Raw genomic sequence first — 18,003 nt, forward strand, 5'->3', positions numbered from 1 at the left:
GAGTGTTTTCCGTTCGTTGTATCTTTGTCGCGGTTACGGAGTGCTAGGGCGGGATCAGCCGCCCAGCGCGTCCTCGAGGAAGGCGGCGAGCTGCGCGAGGTGCTTCGACATCAGGCCCGTTGCAGGCGACGCCGCGGCCGGACGGCCGGTGTAGCGCACGCGCTGGTACTTGGCGTCGATATGGGCGAGCACCCATTCGAGATAGGGGTCGATGAACGCCCAGCCACCCATGTTCTTGGGCTCTTCCTGGCACCAGACCATCTCGGCATTGCGGAAACGCGACAGCTCGTTGATCAGCGCCTTGGCCGGGAACGGATAGAGCTGTTCCAGGCGCAGCAGGTAGACGTCGTCGATGCCGCGCTTTTCGCGCTCTTCCAGAAGGTCGTAATAGACCTTGCCCGAGCACATCACGACGCGACGAATCTTGGCGTCCTTCTGCAACTTGATCGGGCCGTCCTTGATGACCTCGGCGTCGTCCCACAGCAGGCGGTGGAACGAGCTTTCGCCCGCCATTTCCGACAGCGAGGAGACGGCGCGCTTGTGGCGCAGCAGCGACTTCGGCGTCATCATGATCAGCGGCTTGCGGAAGTCGCGTTTCACCTGGCGGCGCAGGATGTGGAAGTAGTTCGCCGGCGTCGTGACGTTGGCGACCTGCATGTTGTCCTCGGCGCACATCTGCAGCCAGCGTTCGAGGCGGGCGGAGGAATGTTCCGGACCCTGGCCCTCATAGCCGTGCGGCAGCAGGCAGACGAGGCCCGACATGCGCAGCCACTTGCGTTCGCCCGACGAGATGAACTGGTCGAAGACGACCTGCGCACCGTTGGCGAAGTCGCCGAACTGGGCTTCCCACAGCGTCAGCGCATTCGGACGGGCCAGCGAATAGCCATATTCGAAACCGAGCACGGCCTCTTCCGAGAGCATCGAGTTGATGACCTCGTAGCGGGCCTGCGTCGGCGCCAGGTTGGCGAGCGGGATGTAGCGGTCTTCGGTCTCCTGGTCGTAGAGCACCGAATGGCGCTGCGAGAATGTGCCGCGTTCGCAATCCTGGCCGGAAAGGCGGATCTTCGTGCCCTCGACGCAGAGCGTGCCGAAGGCAAGCGCTTCGCCCATCGCCCAGTCGATGCCCTCGCCCGTCTCCACCATCTGCATGCGGTTGTCCATGAACCGCTGGATGGTCTTGTGGGCCTTGAAACCGTCCGGGATCGTCGAGATCTTGCGGCCGATTTCCTTGAGCTGCTTCATCGGCACCGAGGTCTTGCCGCGGCGCTGTTCGTCCTGGTTGTCGGCCGAGCGCAGGCCCGACCAGGCACCGTCCAGCCAGTCGGCCTTGTTCGGCTTGTAGGACTGGCCGGCCTCGAACTCCTGTTCGAGATTGGCGCGCCAGTCGGCCTTCATCTTCTCGAATTCGCCTTCACTGATCACGCCCTCGGCAATGAGGCGCGCGCCATAGATGTTGACGACCGTCTTGTGGGCGCGGATCGCCTTGTACATCTTCGGCTGCGTGAACGCCGGCTCGTCGCCTTCGTTATGGCCGAAGCGGCGGTAGCAGAACATGTCCAGCACGACCGGCTTGTGGAACTTCATGCGGAATTCGGTGGCGATCTTGGCGGCGTAGGTCACCGCTTCCGGATCGTCGCCGTTCACATGAAAGATCGGCGCCTCGATCATCTTCGCCACGTCGGAGGGATAGGGCGAGGAGCGCGAGAAGGCCGGGTTCGTGGTGAAACCGATCTGGTTGTTGATGATGACGTGCACCGTGCCGGCGACGCGGTGGCCGCGCAGGCCCGACAGGCCGAGGATTTCAGCCGTCACGCCCTGGCCGGCAAAGGCGGCATCGCCGTGCAGAAGCAGCGGCATGACCTGGGCGCGTTCGAAGAGCGGGATGATGTCGCCCTCGAAGACCTTCGCCATCTGGTCCTGCTTGGCGCGGGCCTTGCCCATGACGACCGGGTTGACGATCTCAAGGTGAGAGGGGTTCGCTGTCAGCGACAGGTGCACCTTGTTGCCGTCGAACTCGCGGTCCGAGGAGGCGCCGAGGTGGTACTTCACGTCGCCGGAGCCTTCGACTTCGTCCGGCGCGTAGGAGCCGCCCTTGAACTCGTGGAAGACGGCGCGGTGGGGCTTGGCCATCACGTTGGTCAGAACGTTGAGGCGGCCGCGATGCGCCATGCCGAGCACGATTTCCTTCAGGCCGAGCTGGCCGCCGCGCTTGATGATCTGTTCGAGCGCCGGGATCAGCGCTTCACCGCCATCGAGGCCGAAGCGCTTGGTGCCCTTGTACTTGACGTCGATGAACTGCTCGAAGCCTTCCGACTCGATCAGCTTCTGCAGGATGGCCTTCTTGCCCTCCGGCGTGAAATCGACACCCTTGTTCTGGCCTTCGATGCGCTCCTGGATCCAGCCCTTTTCTTCCGGGTTGGAAATGTGCATGAACTCGACGCCGATCGTCGAGCAATAGGTGCGCTCGAGGATATCGACCATCTCGCGGATCGTCGCGTATTCAAGGCCGAGCACGTTGTCGATGAAGATCTTGCGATCAAGATCCTTGTCCTCGAAACCATAGTTCGAGGGCGAAAGCTCGTGATAGTCCTCGACGGGTGCCGCGATGCCGAGCGGGTCGAGCTTTGCATGCAGGTGGCCGCGGGCGCGGTAGGCGCGGATCATCATGATGGCGCGCACCGAGTCGCGCGTCGCCTGGTTGACGTCGGCCTGGTTGACGGGCGCGCCGGTCTGGACCGCGGCGGCTTCCGCCTTGGCCTGGACCTTCTTCTCAAGCACCTTCTCGACGACGCCCCAGTTGCCGTCGAGCGCCGAGACGAGCTCGCCATTGGCCGCGATCGGCCAGTTGGCGCGCTTCCACGAGGCGCCCTTGGCGGCCTTCACGATGTCGGAGGGCTGGTCTTCCAGCGCCTTGAAGAAGGCCTGCCACTCTTCGCCGACGGAAGCGGGGTCCGCCTCATACTTCGCGTAGAGCTGTTCGATATAGGCCGCGTTCGCCCCGTCAAGGAAGGACGTGGCGAGAAATTGTTCGTTGGCGTCTAGTCGTGCCATGGTGTTTCGCGGGCGCCGCGCCCGCCTCCCGAACGATCGTGTTGACCGGGCTTTCCCCGGATTGCCGCCCGCCGCAGGCCTGTCCGCCGCGCGCCGGGAAGAGACGGATCGGCCGGCATTTTCAGCCGGCCCACCCAGTTTTGATGTTTCAGCCCTTCAGGACTTCGACGAGCGTCTTGCCGAGGCGGGCCGGCGATGGCGAAACGCGGATGCCCGCGGATTCCATCGCCGCGATCTTGGATTCCGCGTCACCCTTGCCGCCGGAGACGACAGCGCCGGCGTGGCCCATGGTACGGCCCTTCGGAGCGGTGCGGCCCGCGATGAAGCCGGCCATCGGCTTCTTGCGGCCCTTCTTGGCTTCGTCGATGAGGAACTGTGCCGCATCTTCTTCCGCCGAGCCGCCGATTTCGCCGATCATGATGATGGAGGTCGTGGCGTCGTCCGCCAGGAACATTTCCAGCACGTCGATGAATTCGGTGCCCTTGACCGGGTCGCCGCCGATGCCGACGGCCGTGGTCTGCCCGAGGCCTTCGTTGGAGGTCTGGAACACTGCTTCATAGGTAAGCGTGCCGGAGCGCGAAACAATACCGACCGAACCCTTGCGGAAGATCGAGCCCGGCATGATGCCGATCTTGCATTCTTCCGGCGTCAGGATGCCCGGGCAGTTCGGGCCGAGCAGGCGCGAGGAGGAGCGGTCGAGGCGGGCCTTGACGCGCACCATGTCGGCCACCGGAATGCCTTCGGTGATGCAGGTGATGAAGGGAATTTCCGCTTCGATCGCCTCGATGATCGCGTCCGCGGCACCTGCCGGCGGAACGTAGATCACGGAGGCGTCCGCGCCGGTCTTTTCCTTGCCTTCGGCAACCGAGGCGAAGATCGGCAGGCTTTCGCCCTTCGAGCCGGTCCAGGTTTCGCCGCCCTTCTTCGGGTGGATGCCGCCGACCATCTGCGTGCCGTAATAGGCGAGCGCCTGTTCGGTGTGGAAGGTGCCGGTCTTGCCGGTCAGGCCCTGAACGAGGACCTTGGTGTTCTTGTTGACGAGAATCGACATGAGGTCAGGTCCTTCAATTAGCCGTTGATCGCGGCGACGATCTTCTTGGCAGCATCATCCAGATCGTCGGCGGCGGTGATCGCCAGGCCGGATTCGTTCAGGATCTTCTTGCCAAGCTCGACATTCGTGCCTTCGAGACGAACGACCAGCGGAACCTTGAGGCCGACTTCCTGCACGGCCGCAACGACACCCTCGGCGATGACATCGCACTTCATGATGCCGCCGAAGATGTTGACGAGGATGCCCTCGACCTTCGGGTCGGCCGTGATGATCTTGAAGGCTGCCGCGACCTTCTCCTTGCCAGCGCCGCCGCCGACGTCGCAGAAGTTCGCCGGCTCCTTGCCGTAGAGCTTGATGATGTCCATCGTCGCCATGGCGAGGCCGGCACCGTTGACCATGCAGCCGATATTGCCGTCGAGCGCCACATAGGCGAGATCCCACTTGGAGGCCTCGATTTCCTTGGCGTCCTCTTCGGTCTCGTCGCGCAGCGCCTTGATGTCGTCGTGGCGGAACAGCGCGTTGCCGTCGAAGGACACCTTGGCGTCGAGAACGCGCATGCGGCCGTTCTTCATGACGATCAGCGGGTTGATCTCCAAGAGGCTCATGTCCTTCTCGACAAAGGCCTTGTAGAGGATCGGGAAGAGCTTTTCGGCGTCCGCCTTGGCTTCGCCGTCGAGCTTCAGCGCCGAGGTGAGCTTCGCCAGGTCGTCGGCGGTGACGCCGGCTTCCGGGTTGATCGCGACGGTGAGGATCTTTTCCGGCGTGTCATGGGCGACAGCCTCGATGTCCATGCCGCCTTCGGTCGAAACGACGAAGGCGACCTGGCCGACGGAGCGGTCGACGAGCAGCGACAGGTAGAGTTCGCGGTCGATGTCGGCGCCATCCTCGATATAGAGGCGGTTCACCTGCTTGCCGGCGGGGCCGGTCTGCGCGGTGACGAGCGTGTTGCCGAGCATTTCCTTGGCATGGGCCTTGGCCTCCTCGATCGAGAAGGCGAGGCGCACGCCGCCCTTGGCGTCGGGGCCGAGTTCCTTGAACTTGCCCTTGCCGCGGCCGCCGGCGTGGATCTGGCTCTTGACCACATAGAGCGGGCCGGGAAGCGACTTCGCAGCCGCTTCCGCCTCGTCGGCGGAGAAGATGGCAACGCCTTCGGCAACCGGTGCGCCAAAGCTCTTCAGCAGAGCCTTGCCCTGATATTCATGAATGTTCATGGGGAAAATCCTGTCCTGATGCCGGGATTACTTCAGCGAAGGCGCGATGTTGATGCAGGCTTCGCAAAGGCCGGCGACGGCCGCGACCGACTTTTCGAAGGCTTCCTGTTCGGCCTTGTTGAACTCGACTTCGATGATGCGCTCGACACCACCCTCGCCGATGATGGTGGGCACGCCGACATACATGTCCTTCACGCCGTACTGGCCGGAGAGATAGGCCGCGCAGGGCAGGACGCGCTTCTTGTCCTTGAGGAAGGATTCGGCCATTTCGATCGCCGAAGCGGCCGGAGCGTAGTAGGCCGAACCGGTCTTCAGCAGGCCGACGATTTCGGCGCCGCCGTCACGGGTCCGCTGGATGATTTCTTCGAGGCGTTCCTTGGTGACCCAGCCCATCTTGACGAGGTCGGTCAGCGGAATGCCGCCAACGGTGGAGTAGCGGGCAAGCGGCACCATCGTGTCGCCATGGCCACCGAGAACGAAGGCGGTGACGTCCTGCACGGAAACCTTGAACTCTTCCGAGAGGAAGAGGCGGAAGCGGGCCGAGTCGAGCACGCCGGCCATGCCGACGACCATGTTCTTCGGCAGGCCGGAGAACTTCTGCAGCGCCCAGACCATCGCGTCGAGCGGGTTGGTGATGCAGATGACGAAGGCGTTCGGGGCGTACTTCTTGATGCCGGCGCCGACCTGTTCCATGACCTTGAGGTTGATGCCGAGCAGGTCGTCGCGGCTCATGCCGGGCTTGCGGGCAACGCCGGCGGTGACGATGCAGACGTCCGCGCCTTCGATGGCCGCGTAGTCGCTGGCGCCCGTCAGCGAGGCATTGAAGCCTTCGACCGGCGAGGACTGGGCAATGTCGAGGCCCTTACCCTGCGGAATGCCGTCGGCGATGTCGAAGAGGACGATGTCGCCCAGCTCCTTCAGGCCGGCGAGATGCGCCAGCGTGCCACCGATCATTCCAGAACCAATAAGTGCGATCTTCTTGCGGGCCATGAAAGCTTCCTCTTGCTCCGATCAACAGGCCCCCAATGTCGCAATTGCGGGACCTTTCGGCGCAAGGGCTTACGCTTGTCAGGTTAAAAATTCAACACATACTTTTGCATCGAAGATTTTCAATCGGTTAGATGCAAAAATACTTACGTAAACGTAAGAAATTCTGTCACGCTTTCGTCACGTCATCGCCATATCGGGCGGTGTGATCTTCGAGATATTCCGTGCTGCGGATCTCGATGAGGCGCGAGACGGTGCGGTCGAACTCGAAACCTTCGGTGCCCTTGCGGGTCACCAGAAGCTCTTCCGGGGCGGCCGCCGCGGAGGCGAAGAGCCGGACGCGATGATCGTAGACCGTGTCGACGAGGTTGATGAAGCGCTTGGTCTCGTTGCGCTTGTCGGCGCCGAGCAAGGGAATGTGGTCGACGAACAGCGTGTCGTAGTGCGAGAGGATTTCGAGATAGTCGGCGGCACCCAGCGGGCGCTGGCAGAGATCGGTAAAGGAAAAGCGCGCCGCCCGGCCCGCCGCCTGCGGCACCGTTATGCTGCGGCCGCGGAAGGCGATCGTCTCGGCATCGACCTGCTTGCCCGCCACCTCACGCCGCCAGGCCGCATCCATCGCCATGTCGGCTTCCGGCGTCAGCGGATAGCGGAAGACCGGCAGGCCGCTGTCCTTCTCCAGACGATAATCCGTCAGGGAATCCAGCGGAACGATCTCGACATATTGTTTCAGGAGATCGACGAAGGGCAGGAACAGGCCGCGATTGAGGCCATCCTTGTAGAGATTGTCCGGCTCGACATTGGACGTCGCCACCAGGATGCAGCCGCGTTGAAAGAGCTCGCCGAAGAGGCGGGACAGGATCATCGCATCGGCAATGTCCGTCACCGAAAACTCGTCGAAGCAGAGAAGGCGCGCCTCCTCGATCAGGCTCTCCGCCACCGGCGGCACGGGATCGGCCTGCTTCGTCTCGCCGGCCTTCAGCTTCTGGCGGTGCTTGTGGATGCGGTCGTGCACATCGGCCATGAATTCATGGAAGTGCGCCCGGCGCTTGCGCTTCACCCGCGCCTGCTCGAAGAACATGTCCATCAACATGGTCTTGCCGCGCCCGACGCCACCGTAGAGGTAGAGCCCCTTGGGGGCGCTGACGGTCTCGGGCTTGCGGGAGGCGAAGAGCCAGCCGAGCGCGCTGGATTTGCGTGCCGGACGCTGGGCATGCAGGTCGAGCAGCAGCCGGTCGAACCGCGCCGCCATCGCCTTCTGCGCCGGGTCGGGCTTCAGTTCGCCGCTCGCGACAAGGGCCTTCAGCCTATCCGAAACGCCATGGTCCGGATGTGTCGACCCGCTGTCCCAGTCCTTGCCCATGGGCGGAGGCTACCGTTTCGTGTCGGAGGACAAGGATCAGCGCGAGAGGCTGACGGGCTGGCCGGAATTGGTCGAACCATCGAAGCGTGCATCCGCCGACTTGTAGAGGCGGGCAATCGCATTGCCGGCGCGGTCCTTCAGCACGACCTGCTTGCCGGCCACTTCCCAGGAGCCCATCGCCGTCAGTTCGCCGGCGCAACCGCGCGTACCGCCGCGCGAACCGCTGCCGAGATTGGTGAGCGTCAGGAACATGTCGCACGAGGACGGGCCGCTTGCCACGCGCCAGTTGCCGACCATGGATTCCTTGGTGACATCAAGCGCCGTCGCGGCTGCCGCATCACCCGTACCGGTGCCCGTCGCCATCGCCGTCTCGGTCGTCGGCTTTTCCGGGAACTGCGAGGTATCGGTCGTCGGATCGGGAAGCTGGCTCGACGAAACGGTGCCGACGGGTGCGGCTTCGAGCGGCGTGATGTTCTGCTGCGTATTGACGCTGTCCATGGACGAGGAGGTCCGCTGGCACCCGGCCAGAGCAAGCGCCATCATCAGCCCGCCTGCCACATGTACAATCCGCATGTCGATACTCCCGATATCTGCCCGATACTGCTGCCATGCAGCAATTTCCGCCGAATTAACGTGAATCGCCCGTACGAATCAAGATGAAACGGCCCGATTGATCGGGCCGTCTTTCACGTTTCGTGAACGGTCGGTCATATGTCAGAGCCGACGCTCGACCATCATCTTCTTGATCTCGCCGATTGCCTTGGCCGGATTAAGGCCTTTCGGGCAGGCCTGGGCGCAATTCATGATCGTATGGCAGCGATAAAGGCGGAAAGGATCTTCCAGATTGTCGAGACGCTCGCCCGTTGCCTCGTCGCGGCTGTCGATCAGCCAGCGGTAGGCCTGGAGGAGGACGGCGGGACCGAGATAGCGGTCGCCGTTCCACCAGTAGCTCGGACAGGAGGTCGAGCAGCAGGCGCACAGGATGCATTCGTAGAGGCCGTCGAGCTTGAGGCGGTCCTCATGGCTCTGCTTCCATTCCTTGGCCGGCGCCGGCGACACGGTCTTCAGCCACGGTTCGATCGAACGGTGCTGGGCGTAAAAGTTGGTGAGATCCGGAATGAGGTCCTTGACCACAGGCATGTGCGGCAGCGGGTAGACCTTCACCGTGCCCTTCACCTCGTCCATGCCCTTGGTGCAGGCGAGCGTGTTGGTGCCATCGATGTTCATGGCGCAGGAGCCGCAAATGCCTTCGCGGCAGGAGCGGCGCAGCGTCAGCGTCGGGTCGATCTTGTTCTTGATGTAGAGCAGCGCGTCCAGCACCATCGGGCCGCAATCGTCGACGTCGATGTAGAACGTGTCGATCGACGGGTTCTTCCCGTCGTCCGGGTTCCAGCGGTAGATGCGGAACTCGCGGGTGTTCGTGGCGCCGTCCGGCTTCGGCCAGACCTTGCCTTCGGTCATCTGCGAGTTTTTCGGGAGAGCGAGTTCAACCATGTCCTGTTCTCCTCGGGATCAGTAGACGCGGGCCTTGGGCTCGATCTTCTTGGGATCGATCCCGTCCGCGATGAGGTCGGTGTGCACCGGGCGATAGTCGAGCGTCACGTCGCCCGCCTCGTTCACCCAGGACAGCGTGTGCTTGCGCCAGTTGACGTCGTCGCGGCCGCCGAAGGGGCCGTCGACATAGTCTTCGCGGGCATGCGAGCCGCGGCTTTCCTTGCGCGCTTCGGCACCGTAGACGGTCGTGATGGCGTTCGCCATCAGGTTTTCCAGTTCCAGCGTCTCGACGAGGTCGGAGTTCCAGATCATCGAACGGTCGGTGACCTTGATGTCCGGCATTTCCTTCCAGATCGCCGTCATGCGCTTGCAGCCGCTTTCGAGCGATTCCTGCGTGCGGAACACGGCGGCGTCGTCCTGCATGGTGCGCTGCATCTTGTCGCGCAGGATGGCCGTCGGCGTGCCGCCATTGGCGTTCCTGAGACGATCGAAGCGGTCCATGATCCTGTCGCAGGCGGCGATGTCGAGTGCCGGCACGGAGCCAACGCGGTCGATCACCTGGCCGGCGCGGATGGCGGCGGCGCGGCCGAAGACCACGAGGTCGATCAGCGAGTTGGAGCCGAGGCGGTTGGCGCCGTGCACCGAGGCACAGCCGGCTTCGCCGACCGCCATCAGGCCGGGCGCGATGCGCTCCGGGTTCTCGCTGTTGGCGTTCAGCACCTCGCCCCAGTAGTTCGTCGGCACGCCACCCATATTGTAGTGCACGGTCGGCAGGACGGGGATCGGCTCGCGCGTCACATCGACGCCGGCAAAGATCTTGGCGCTCTCGGAAATGCCCGGCAGGCGCTCGTGCAGCACGGCCGGGTCGAGATGGTCGAGATGCAGGTAGATGTGGTCCTTGTTCTTGCCGACGCCACGGCCCTCGCGGATTTCCATCGTCATGCAGCGCGAAACGACGTCGCGGGACGCCAGATCCTTCGCCGACGGTGCATAACGCTCCATGAAGCGCTCGCCTTCCGAATTGACAAGGTAGCCGCCCTCGCCGCGCGCGCCCTCGGTGATGAGGCAGCCCGCGCCGTAGATGCCGGTCGGGTGGAACTGGACGAATTCCATGTCCTGGAGGGGCAGGCCGGCGCGTGCGATCATGCCGCCGCCGTCGCCCGTGCAGGTATGCGCCGAGGTGGCGGAGAAGTAGGCGCGGCCGTAGCCGCCGGTCGCCAGCACCACCATCTTGGCGGCGAAGCGGTGGATCGTGCCGTCATCGAGGTTCCAGGCGACGACGCCGGTGCAGCGGCCATCGGCCGACATGATCAGGTCGAGCGCGAAATATTCGATGAAGAATTCCGCATTGTTGCGCAGCGACTGGCCATAGAGCGTGTGCAGGATGGCGTGGCCGGTCCGGTCGGCGGCGGCACAGGTGCGCTGCACCGGCGGGCCTTCGCCATAGTTCTGCATGTGGCCGCCGAACGGCCGCTGGTAGATCTTGCCTTCCTCGTTGCGCGAGAAGGGCACGCCGTAATGCTCAAGCTCATAGACCGCCTTGGGCGCTTCCATGGCGAGATACTGCATGGCATCGACGTCGCCGAGCCAGTCGGAGCCCTTGACGGTGTCGTAGAGGTGCCACTGCCACGAGTCCGGCGTCATGTTCTGCAGCGAGGCCGCGATGCCGCCTTGGGCTGCGACCGTGTGCGAACGCGTCGGGAAAACCTTGGTGATGCAGGCCGTCTTGAGGCCCTGTTCGGCCATGCCGAGCGTGGCGCGGAGGCCCGCACCGCCGGCGCCGACGACGATCACATCGAAGGAATGGTCCACATAGTTATAGGCCTTGCCGTTGGCCGCCGGGGAGGAGATCGCTGCCATGATGGATTATCCTGCGAAGGCGATTTTGAGGACGGCGAAAAGACAGAGCCCGCCGACCAGGATCGCGAAGAAGGTGTTGAGCATGAGAAGGCCGATCTTGATGCCCTCTGCATGCACGTAGTCCTCGATGATGACCTGCATGCCGAGCTTCATGTGGATGAGGCCGGAGACGACGACAAGGCCCATGAGGACGGCGACGATCGGGTTCGAGAGCGCCGCGGTCACTTCGGCGTAGGACGCGCCGTTGTAGCAGATCAGGAAGCCGATGAAGAAGAGAATGAGCGGAACGTTGGCGACGGCCGTCAGGCGCTGGCGCCAGAAGTGCTCCGTGCCGTCCTTTGCCGAGCCGAGGCCGCGAACCTTGCCGAGGGGCGTGCGCATGTCCATGGGGCTCTCCTCAGCGGGCCAGTGTGCCGATGATCCAGATCAGCACCGTCAGGGCGACGGCGACGACCGGGGTCACGATGGCAAGTTTGGTGGAAAAATTCTTCTCGTAGCCATGGCCGAGGTCCCACATGAAGTGGCGAAGGCCGCCCAGCATGTGCTGCATCAGCGCCCAGGTATAGCCGAACAGCACGACGCGGCCGATCAGCGAGCCGAAGAGCCAATTGGCCCAGTCGAAATAGGCTTGCCCGGACGCCGCCGCGATCAGCCAGAAGGCGACGAGCACGGTGCCGAAATAAAGTGCAGCGCCGGTTATGCGATGCACGATGGACATGACCATCGTCGGGATAGGCTTGTAGACTTGGAGATGCGGCGAGAGTGGCCGGCTTCGAGTGACATTCGCCATCTGAACCTCACGGAACCCCGGAGAGCCAAAAACTGGACAAATTTTCTCCGGAATTGCAGTATGTTGTGCACAATGTAGTGATTGCGACGTTTAATCACCAGCGTGCGGAACCACAAGCCTCATTGCAGTGCAAAATGAATTTAATCGATTAGACAGCATGCCTGAAATTGCGCCATTTTGGGACGCATTTCCAGCGTTAACGATATCGACGGAATCCATAACCAAATCCGTGACTTTTGCCCCTCGCTGCGCCATCCTGCCGTTAAGGATCTGTTAAGCGTAATCCGGAAGGCAGGACAGAATGACTCTGTTTTCAGCGCCCCATGCGACCAAAGTGCTAGTGCTTGCGGTCGCCCTTGTGGCAGGCGGCATGACGACCGCAAAGGCCGGCGACGGCAATTTCAACTCCGGCTGGTCGAACGGCAACGTCAGCGGCTACATGGTGACGCGCCGCGACCGGCATGGCCGCGACGGCTGGCGCCAGCGCGATCGCCGGTCATTCGACGATCGGCGCACCGAGCGGCATCGCGACCGCCACTGGCGCAACAAGGACCGGAATTTCTACGGCGGCAGCGTTGCTGCCTATAACGATCCCGGCAACGGCATCTATTTCTACTTCGACGGCGATTCCTATCCGCGCATCATCGAGCGACCCTATGCCGAAAGCCGCGGCCCGAAGGTCATCCATGTCGTGCCGGGCGTGAGCGCCTGCTCCTGGGAATCCGGCGTCTGCGTCGTCCGGCCCTAGAGCAATTCCAGCAAAAGTGCGGCACGCGGTTTTGCGTCCGGAATTGCGTAAAAACAAAGAGATAGAGCGTTTTCGCGATTCGAAGAAAAGCGAAATTGCTCTAGGCCAAGAAGCGCCAGACCGTCGTTTTCTTGACTTCGCTGTCCTCCAGCGCCCGCGTCACCGGCACCGTATAGGTGGCGAGCGCTTCCATGCGTTCACGCGGACAATAGGCGCGGCCGGGATCGCCGACGAGCACGGTGGCGCCGCGGGCGGCAAGCGCTGAAAACCACGGGATCAGCACATCGGCAAAGCCGCGGTCGTAGAAGACATCGCCCGCGAGCACGACGTCCCAGCCCTCGTCCCGGCCGATCATGTTTTCAACGGTAGAGGCGAGCCTGACGCCGTTGAGGGCGGCGTTCAGCCGGATCGCCGTCTCGCTCCAGGGATCGATATCCGCCGCCAGCACGCTCGACGCGCCGGAGAGACGCGCCGCAATGCCGACGAGGCCGGAACCGCTCGCAAAGTCGAGCACCGATTTGCCGGCGACCAATGCGGAATAATCGAGGACATGGCGCGCCAGTCCCTGCCCACCGGCCCAGGCGAAGGCCCAAAACGGCGGCGGCAGGCCGATCGCCTCCAGCTCCTCCTCCGTCTTCAGCCACAGGTCATGCGCCTCGGTGGCAAGCCTCAGTGTCACCTCCGGCACATGCGGCGGCGAGAGCACGCCGGTATTGTCGCGGATGAAGACTTTGGGGTCTGTTTTCACCGGAGCATCGTTCCGAAAAGTGGGCACCGCTTTTCGGAAAAAACGATGCGGAAAACAAAGAGCTTCAGCGCGGCGGCTTGGAGAGGCCGCCCATGCGGCAGACCTCGATCCACTCCTCCTCGGTCACCGGCTGTACCGAAAGGCGCATGGAGGTGACGAGCGCCATGTTGGAGAGTTTCGGATTGGCCTTGATGGCCTTCAGCGACACCGGCTTCGGCATGTCCTGCACCGCGCGGATATCGACGCAGTCCCAGCGCGGATCCTCGCCGGCCGTCGAATCGGGGTGCGACAGCGCGCAGACCTCGGTGAAGCCGACGATCTCCAGCCCCTCGTTGGAATGGTAGAAGAAGCCCTTGTCGCCGATCTTCATCGCCCGCATGTGGTTGCGCGCCAGATAGTTGCGCACGCCGGTCCATTCGGTGCCCGCAGCGCCGGCATCCTTCTGCATCTGCCAGGACCATTTGAAGGGTTCGGACTTGTAGAGCCAGTATGACATGCGTCTCAGGCCTCCGGATTGTTGAAGACCCAGTTCCAGGCCTTCACCTCGACGGAGGCGAAGAGGCCCGCCTTGGCATAGGGGTCGTTGTCGGCGATCTGCCGCGCGTCCTCGATGGTCTCGGCCTTGACCACGACGAGGCTGCCGGTCGGCTTGCCGTCCTCGCCCAGGAACGGGCCGGCAAAGGCGAGCTTGCCGCCCGCATTGAGCTCGTTCAGGTAGGCGACGTGTTCCGGGCGCGTATCGAGACGCACCTGGAGCGCGCCGGGCTTGTCTGCGCAGATGAATGCGAAAAGCATGAAACGATCCTTCCTTCTATTCCTGGGTGATCGGGCGCGTCATCAGCTGCCCGATGGCGGTCTTCACGTCGAGCGTGCCGTCGATGATGCGGGCGACCGCGTCGGTGATCGGCATGTCGATGCCCTTGTCCGCGGCAACGCCGGAGGCGACGGAGGCGGCAAAGGCGCCTTCCACAAGATCGCCGGACCAGCCGGCGGCCGTGCCATGACGACCGAGCGCGATGCCGAAGCGCAGGTTGCGCGACTGGTGGCTGGTGCCGGTAAGCACGAGATCGCCAAGGCCGGAAAGACCGGTCACCGTGGTGCCCTCGCCGCCATGCGCCGCGACGAAACGCGACAGCTCCGCAAGCCCGCGCGAAATCAAGGCCGCGCGCGCCGAATCGCCGAGCCCCGCGCCCTCGACGATGCCGCAGGCGATCGCCAGCACGTTCTTCAGTGCGCCGCCAAGCTGCACGCCGATCCGGTCGGTCGAGGGATAGAGCCGGAAGGTCGGCCCGGACAGCGCCTGCGCCAGCATTGCACCGATCTCCGCCGTGCGCGCGGCAACGACCATCGCCGTCGGCAGGCCCTTGGCGATATCGGCGGCAAAACCGGGACCGGACAGCACCGCGATCTCGCGGCCAGGCAATTCCTCTTCCAGCACCTCGGTCAGGAGGCGGCCGGTGCCCTTCTCCATGCCCTTGGCGCAGATGACGACCGCCGTGCCGGGCGCCAGCAGATGGGCAAAGGCCCGCGCCGCCTCGCGCTGCGCCTGCGAGGGCATGGCGAAGAGCACGATGCCGGCGCCACGAACGGCCTCGACATCCGCGCTGAAGGCGAGTGCGGGCGGCAGGTCGATGCCCGGCAGAACTTTTTCGTTGCGCCGCGAAGCGCGCATGGCATCGACGGCCTCGGCATTGCGGCCGATCAACGTGACATCACCGCCGCTTGCCGCAGCGACACTCGCCAGCGCCGTGCCGAAGGCGCCAGCGCCGATGACCGCGATCTTCGGTGTCGAACTCATGCCTTGGCTCCCCGCTTGCCGGAACCGAGCATCGTCGCCGCCTCGCGGTCGAGCGGCCAGCGCGAGCGCGGTGCGACGGCAAGATCATCCGGCGCGAAACCGGCCGCCATGCGCTCCAGCCCCGCCCAGGCGATCATCGCGGCATTGTCGGTGCAGAGCGCCAGCGGCGGCGCGATGAAGCGGAATTTGTTCTTGTCGCAGAGCGCCTGCAAGGTCGCGCGCAGCTCGGCATTCGCCGCAACCCCGCCGGCGACGACCAGCGCCGGAGTCTCGACAGTCGGATGGAGCGTGCGGAACCGTTCCAGCCCGCGGCCGATGCGATCCTTCAGCGTGCGCGACACGGCGCGCTGGAACGAGGCGCAGATATCCGCGATGTCCTGCTCCGTGACGGGCTCGATCGACTGCGCCGCCTGGCGCACCGCGGTCTTCAGCCCGGAAAAGGAGAAATCGAGCCGCGCCTCGCCGACGAGCGGCCGCGGGAAGGTGAAACGTTCCGGATTGCCCGTCTTCGCCATGCGCTCCACCGCCGGCCCACCGGGATAGGGCAGGCCGAGCAGCTTGGCCGTTTTGTCGAAGGCTTCGCCCAGCGCGTCGTCGATCGTCGTGCCCCAGCGCTCGTAATCATCGACGCCGCGCACCAGCACGAGCTGGGTATGGCCGCCGGAGACAAGCAGCATGAGATAGGGAAAGGCGAGCCCGTCGGTCAGCCGCGCCGTCAGCGCATGGCCTTCCAGATGGTTGACGGCATAGAGCGGCTTTCCCGTCGCGCGGGCGATCGCCTTGCCCGTCATCAGCCCGACGATGAGCCCGCCGATCAGCCCCGGCCCGCTGGTCGCGGCAATCGCGTCGACATCCTTCAGCGATCGACCGGAGCGCAGAAGCGCCTCGGAAATCAGGCTGTCGAGCGCTTCCACATGGGCGCGCGCCGCGATTTCCGGCACCACGCCGCCATAGGCGCTGTGCTCTTCCAATTGGCTCAGCACCACCTCGCCGAGGATTTCGCCCCTGCCATTCGCATCGCGCAGCACGACGGCCGCGGCGGTCTCGTCGCAGCTCGTTTCGATGCCGAGAATGGTCAATTGGGACGACATGAAGCACTAGGATTGATTGCGGGCGGCTTTAAAGCCGGTTACGAGACATCCCGGTAACAACGGATCAAGGCGGATGCAAACAAAACCTTTCAGGATCGGCACGCGCGGCAGCCCGCTGGCGCTCGCCCAGGCCCACGAGACCCGCGCACGCCTGATGGCCGCCCATGGCCTGCCGGAAGACATGTTCGAGATCGTCGTGCTCTCGACGAAGGGCGACCGTATCACCGACCGTTCGCTGGCGCTGATCGGCGGCAAGGGCCTGTTCACGGAAGAGATCGAGGCGCAGCTTTCCTCGGGCGAACTCGATTTCGCCGTGCACTCCTCCAAGGACATGCCGACGAAGCTGCCGGACGGCCTCTATCTCTCCGCCTTCCTGCCCCGCGAGGACATGCGCGACGCCTTCATCGGCCGCTCCGCCGCCCGCCTGCTCGATCTGCCCGAGGGCGCCACCGTCGGCTCGGCGTCGCTGCGCCGCCAGGCGCTTATCAAGCGTCTGCGGCCGGACCTCAACGTCATCGTCTTCCGCGGCCAGGTCGAGACCCGTCTGGCCAAGCTTGCCGAAGGTCAGGCGGATGCGACGCTGCTCGCCTATGCCGGCCTGAAGCGACTCGGCAAGCTCGATGTGCCGACGGAAATCCTCGATCCCGTGTCCTTCCCGCCGGCCCCGGCGCAGGGCGCGATCGGCATCGAAAGCCGCATCGGCGACGCGCGCATCGACGCGCTGCTGTCGGCCATCGACGACCGACCGACCCGCGCCGCCGTCTCCTGCGAGCGCGGTTTCCTCGGCACGCTCGACGGCTCCTGTCGCACGCCGATTGCCGGTTACGCGACCGTCGAGGGCGACGACCTCCAGTTCCGCGGCATGATTCTCACGCCCGACGGCAGCCAGTTCCATGAAATCGAAACGAGCGGGCCGGTGAGCGACGCCGAGCGGCTCGGCTCAGCGGCGGGGCAGGCTATCCGCGACAAGGCGAGAGCGGATTTCTTCGAAAGCTGGGGCTGATCCGTGCGCGTCCTCGTTCTTCGCCCGGAGCCCGCGGCCACCCGCACGGCGCGCAAGCTCGTGGCGCTGGGGCACGAGACGGTCCTGCTGTCGCTGTCCAAGCCGGAACACGACATCGACGCAGTGAAGGCAGCGCTTGCCGAGCGCCATTCCGCCATCGCCATCACCAGCGCGGAAGTGGCGCGCCTCTTCGGCACGATCGGCGACGACCTCGACCGCCACCTGCTGACAACCATCTTTTCCGTCGGCCAGGCTTCGGCCCATGCAGCGGAAGAGGCGGGCTTCCGCACCGTGCTCACCCCCGGCGGCGACGGCAAGGACCTCGCGGAAATGATCGTCGCCCATTGCCGGGATTTCGGCATGCCCGCCGAGCCGATTCTCTACCTCGCCGGCTTGCCCCGCGCCCGCAGCTTCGAAACCCGGCTGACGGAAGCGGGCATCCCGTTCCGCACCGTCGAAGCCTACCGCATGGTGCCGATCATCCCCAGGCGCACGGCAACGGAGACAGCCCTGCTGCGCCCGGTGCCGGATGCCGTGCTGTTCTATTCGCGCGAAAGTGCGCGCGCCTTCTTCGAACTGCCGCCGCTTGCCGAAATCCCGGAACGGTTCCTCTCGACGCTGATGCTCTGCATGAGCGCAAATGTCGCAAAGGCCGTGCCGCAGCGTTTCGCGGCGCTGACGGTCGTCGCCTCCTCGCCCAACGAGGAAAGCCTGCTCGACCTGCTATAGCCGCAAGTGCCGGCGGATGAATCTGCCGCCGGGGTCTTTCCCTCGCCGCCTTCCCTGTCTAGGTTTAGTGCAGTGCACA

Annotated in this window: 18 protein-coding genes; 3 read left to right on the top strand and 15 right to left on the bottom strand. The window is 64.3% G+C overall.

Annotated features, from left to right (window positions below):
* Positions 1 to 54 precede the first annotated feature (54 nt).
* From GB927_RS22320 to sdhC, 10 genes are all read right to left on the bottom strand, one after another.
* Positions 55 to 3,051 carry a 2-oxoglutarate dehydrogenase E1 component gene (locus tag GB927_RS22320; protein WP_256119425.1) on the bottom strand — a complete coding sequence of 999 codons (2,997 nt, stop codon included), beginning with the start codon at positions 3,049 to 3,051 and terminating at the stop codon, positions 55 to 57.
* Between the two features lie 148 nt (positions 3,052 to 3,199).
* The gene (gene sucD, locus GB927_RS22325) at positions 3,200 to 4,102 is read right to left on the bottom strand and encodes a succinate--CoA ligase subunit alpha (RefSeq protein WP_256119426.1); all 903 of its coding nucleotides are present in this window, start codon (positions 4,100 to 4,102) and stop codon (positions 3,200 to 3,202) included.
* Positions 4,103 to 4,119: 17 nt separating this feature from the next.
* Positions 4,120 to 5,313, bottom strand: a complete 1,194-nt coding sequence (gene sucC / locus GB927_RS22330) for an ADP-forming succinate--CoA ligase subunit beta (protein WP_160861139.1) — start codon at positions 5,311 to 5,313, stop codon at positions 4,120 to 4,122.
* A 27-nt stretch (positions 5,314 to 5,340) separates the two neighbouring features.
* Positions 5,341 to 6,303 (bottom strand): malate dehydrogenase, encoded by a 963-nt coding sequence (gene mdh, locus GB927_RS22335; protein WP_256119427.1) that lies wholly within the window; start codon positions 6,301 to 6,303, stop codon positions 5,341 to 5,343.
* Between the two features lie 166 nt (positions 6,304 to 6,469).
* Entirely contained in the window at positions 6,470 to 7,663 is a 1,194-nt protein-coding gene (gene zapE, locus GB927_RS22340; RefSeq protein ID WP_256119428.1) for a cell division protein ZapE, read from the bottom strand.
* Between the two features lie 36 nt (positions 7,664 to 7,699).
* Positions 7,700 to 8,236 (bottom strand): protease inhibitor Inh/omp19 family protein, encoded by a 537-nt coding sequence (locus GB927_RS22345; protein ID WP_256119429.1) that lies wholly within the window; start codon positions 8,234 to 8,236, stop codon positions 7,700 to 7,702.
* Positions 8,237 to 8,377: 141 nt separating this feature from the next.
* The gene (locus tag GB927_RS22350; protein WP_256119430.1) at positions 8,378 to 9,157 is read right to left on the bottom strand and encodes a succinate dehydrogenase iron-sulfur subunit; all 780 of its coding nucleotides are present in this window, start codon (positions 9,155 to 9,157) and stop codon (positions 8,378 to 8,380) included.
* A gap of 18 nt (positions 9,158 to 9,175) precedes the next feature.
* Positions 9,176 to 11,017 (bottom strand): succinate dehydrogenase flavoprotein subunit, encoded by a 1,842-nt coding sequence (gene sdhA, locus GB927_RS22355; protein WP_256119431.1) that lies wholly within the window; start codon positions 11,015 to 11,017, stop codon positions 9,176 to 9,178.
* A gap of 6 nt (positions 11,018 to 11,023) precedes the next feature.
* Positions 11,024 to 11,404: a succinate dehydrogenase, hydrophobic membrane anchor protein gene (sdhD, locus tag GB927_RS22360; protein WP_256119432.1), complete on the bottom strand. Its 381-nt coding sequence runs from the start codon at positions 11,402 to 11,404 to the stop codon at positions 11,024 to 11,026.
* Between the two features lie 10 nt (positions 11,405 to 11,414).
* Positions 11,415 to 11,807, bottom strand: a complete 393-nt coding sequence (gene sdhC / locus GB927_RS22365; protein WP_256119433.1) for a succinate dehydrogenase, cytochrome b556 subunit — start codon at positions 11,805 to 11,807, stop codon at positions 11,415 to 11,417.
* Positions 11,808 to 12,108: 301 nt separating this feature from the next.
* Here sdhC and GB927_RS22370 point away from each other — a divergent pair, with 301 nt between their 5' ends.
* Positions 12,109 to 12,555 carry a hypothetical protein gene (locus GB927_RS22370; RefSeq protein WP_256119434.1) on the top strand — a complete coding sequence of 149 codons (447 nt, stop codon included), beginning with the start codon at positions 12,109 to 12,111 and terminating at the stop codon, positions 12,553 to 12,555.
* 100 nt (positions 12,556 to 12,655) lie between these two features.
* Here GB927_RS22370 and GB927_RS22375 read toward each other — a convergent pair whose 3' ends face one another.
* The 5 genes from GB927_RS22375 to tsaD all read right to left on the bottom strand — a co-directional run bounded on the left by GB927_RS22375 (position 12,656) and on the right by tsaD (position 16,192).
* Positions 12,656 to 13,303 carry a class I SAM-dependent methyltransferase gene (locus GB927_RS22375; RefSeq protein ID WP_256119435.1) on the bottom strand — a complete coding sequence of 216 codons (648 nt, stop codon included), beginning with the start codon at positions 13,301 to 13,303 and terminating at the stop codon, positions 12,656 to 12,658.
* A gap of 64 nt (positions 13,304 to 13,367) precedes the next feature.
* Positions 13,368 to 13,799, bottom strand: coding sequence for an EVE domain-containing protein (locus tag GB927_RS22380; RefSeq protein WP_256119436.1), 432 nt, complete (start codon positions 13,797 to 13,799; stop codon positions 13,368 to 13,370).
* A gap of 5 nt (positions 13,800 to 13,804) precedes the next feature.
* Positions 13,805 to 14,098, bottom strand: coding sequence for a YciI-like protein (locus tag GB927_RS22385; RefSeq protein ID WP_256119437.1), 294 nt, complete (start codon positions 14,096 to 14,098; stop codon positions 13,805 to 13,807).
* Between the two features lie 16 nt (positions 14,099 to 14,114).
* Positions 14,115 to 15,101, bottom strand: a complete 987-nt coding sequence (locus GB927_RS22390) for an NAD(P)H-dependent glycerol-3-phosphate dehydrogenase (protein ID WP_256119438.1) — start codon at positions 15,099 to 15,101, stop codon at positions 14,115 to 14,117.
* Positions 15,098 to 16,192, bottom strand: a complete 1,095-nt coding sequence (tsaD, locus tag GB927_RS22395; protein ID WP_256119439.1) for a tRNA (adenosine(37)-N6)-threonylcarbamoyltransferase complex transferase subunit TsaD — start codon at positions 16,190 to 16,192, stop codon at positions 15,098 to 15,100. Before tsaD ends, GB927_RS22390 begins: the two co-directional genes overlap by 4 nt.
* A 73-nt stretch (positions 16,193 to 16,265) precedes the next feature.
* Between tsaD and hemC the strand changes: the two genes are divergently transcribed.
* Positions 16,266 to 17,195, top strand: coding sequence for a hydroxymethylbilane synthase (gene hemC / locus GB927_RS22400; protein WP_256119440.1), 930 nt, complete (start codon positions 16,266 to 16,268; stop codon positions 17,193 to 17,195).
* 3 nt (positions 17,196 to 17,198) lie between these two features.
* Positions 17,199 to 17,924 carry a uroporphyrinogen-III synthase gene (locus GB927_RS22405; protein WP_256119441.1) on the top strand — a complete coding sequence of 242 codons (726 nt, stop codon included), beginning with the start codon at positions 17,199 to 17,201 and terminating at the stop codon, positions 17,922 to 17,924.
* The last annotated feature ends 79 nt before the right edge of the window (positions 17,925 to 18,003 follow it).

Origin of the sequence: Shinella lacus (genome assembly GCF_010994755.1) — a bacterium.
GTDB classification, from domain to species: Bacteria; Pseudomonadota; Alphaproteobacteria; order Rhizobiales; family Rhizobiaceae; genus Shinella; species Shinella lacus.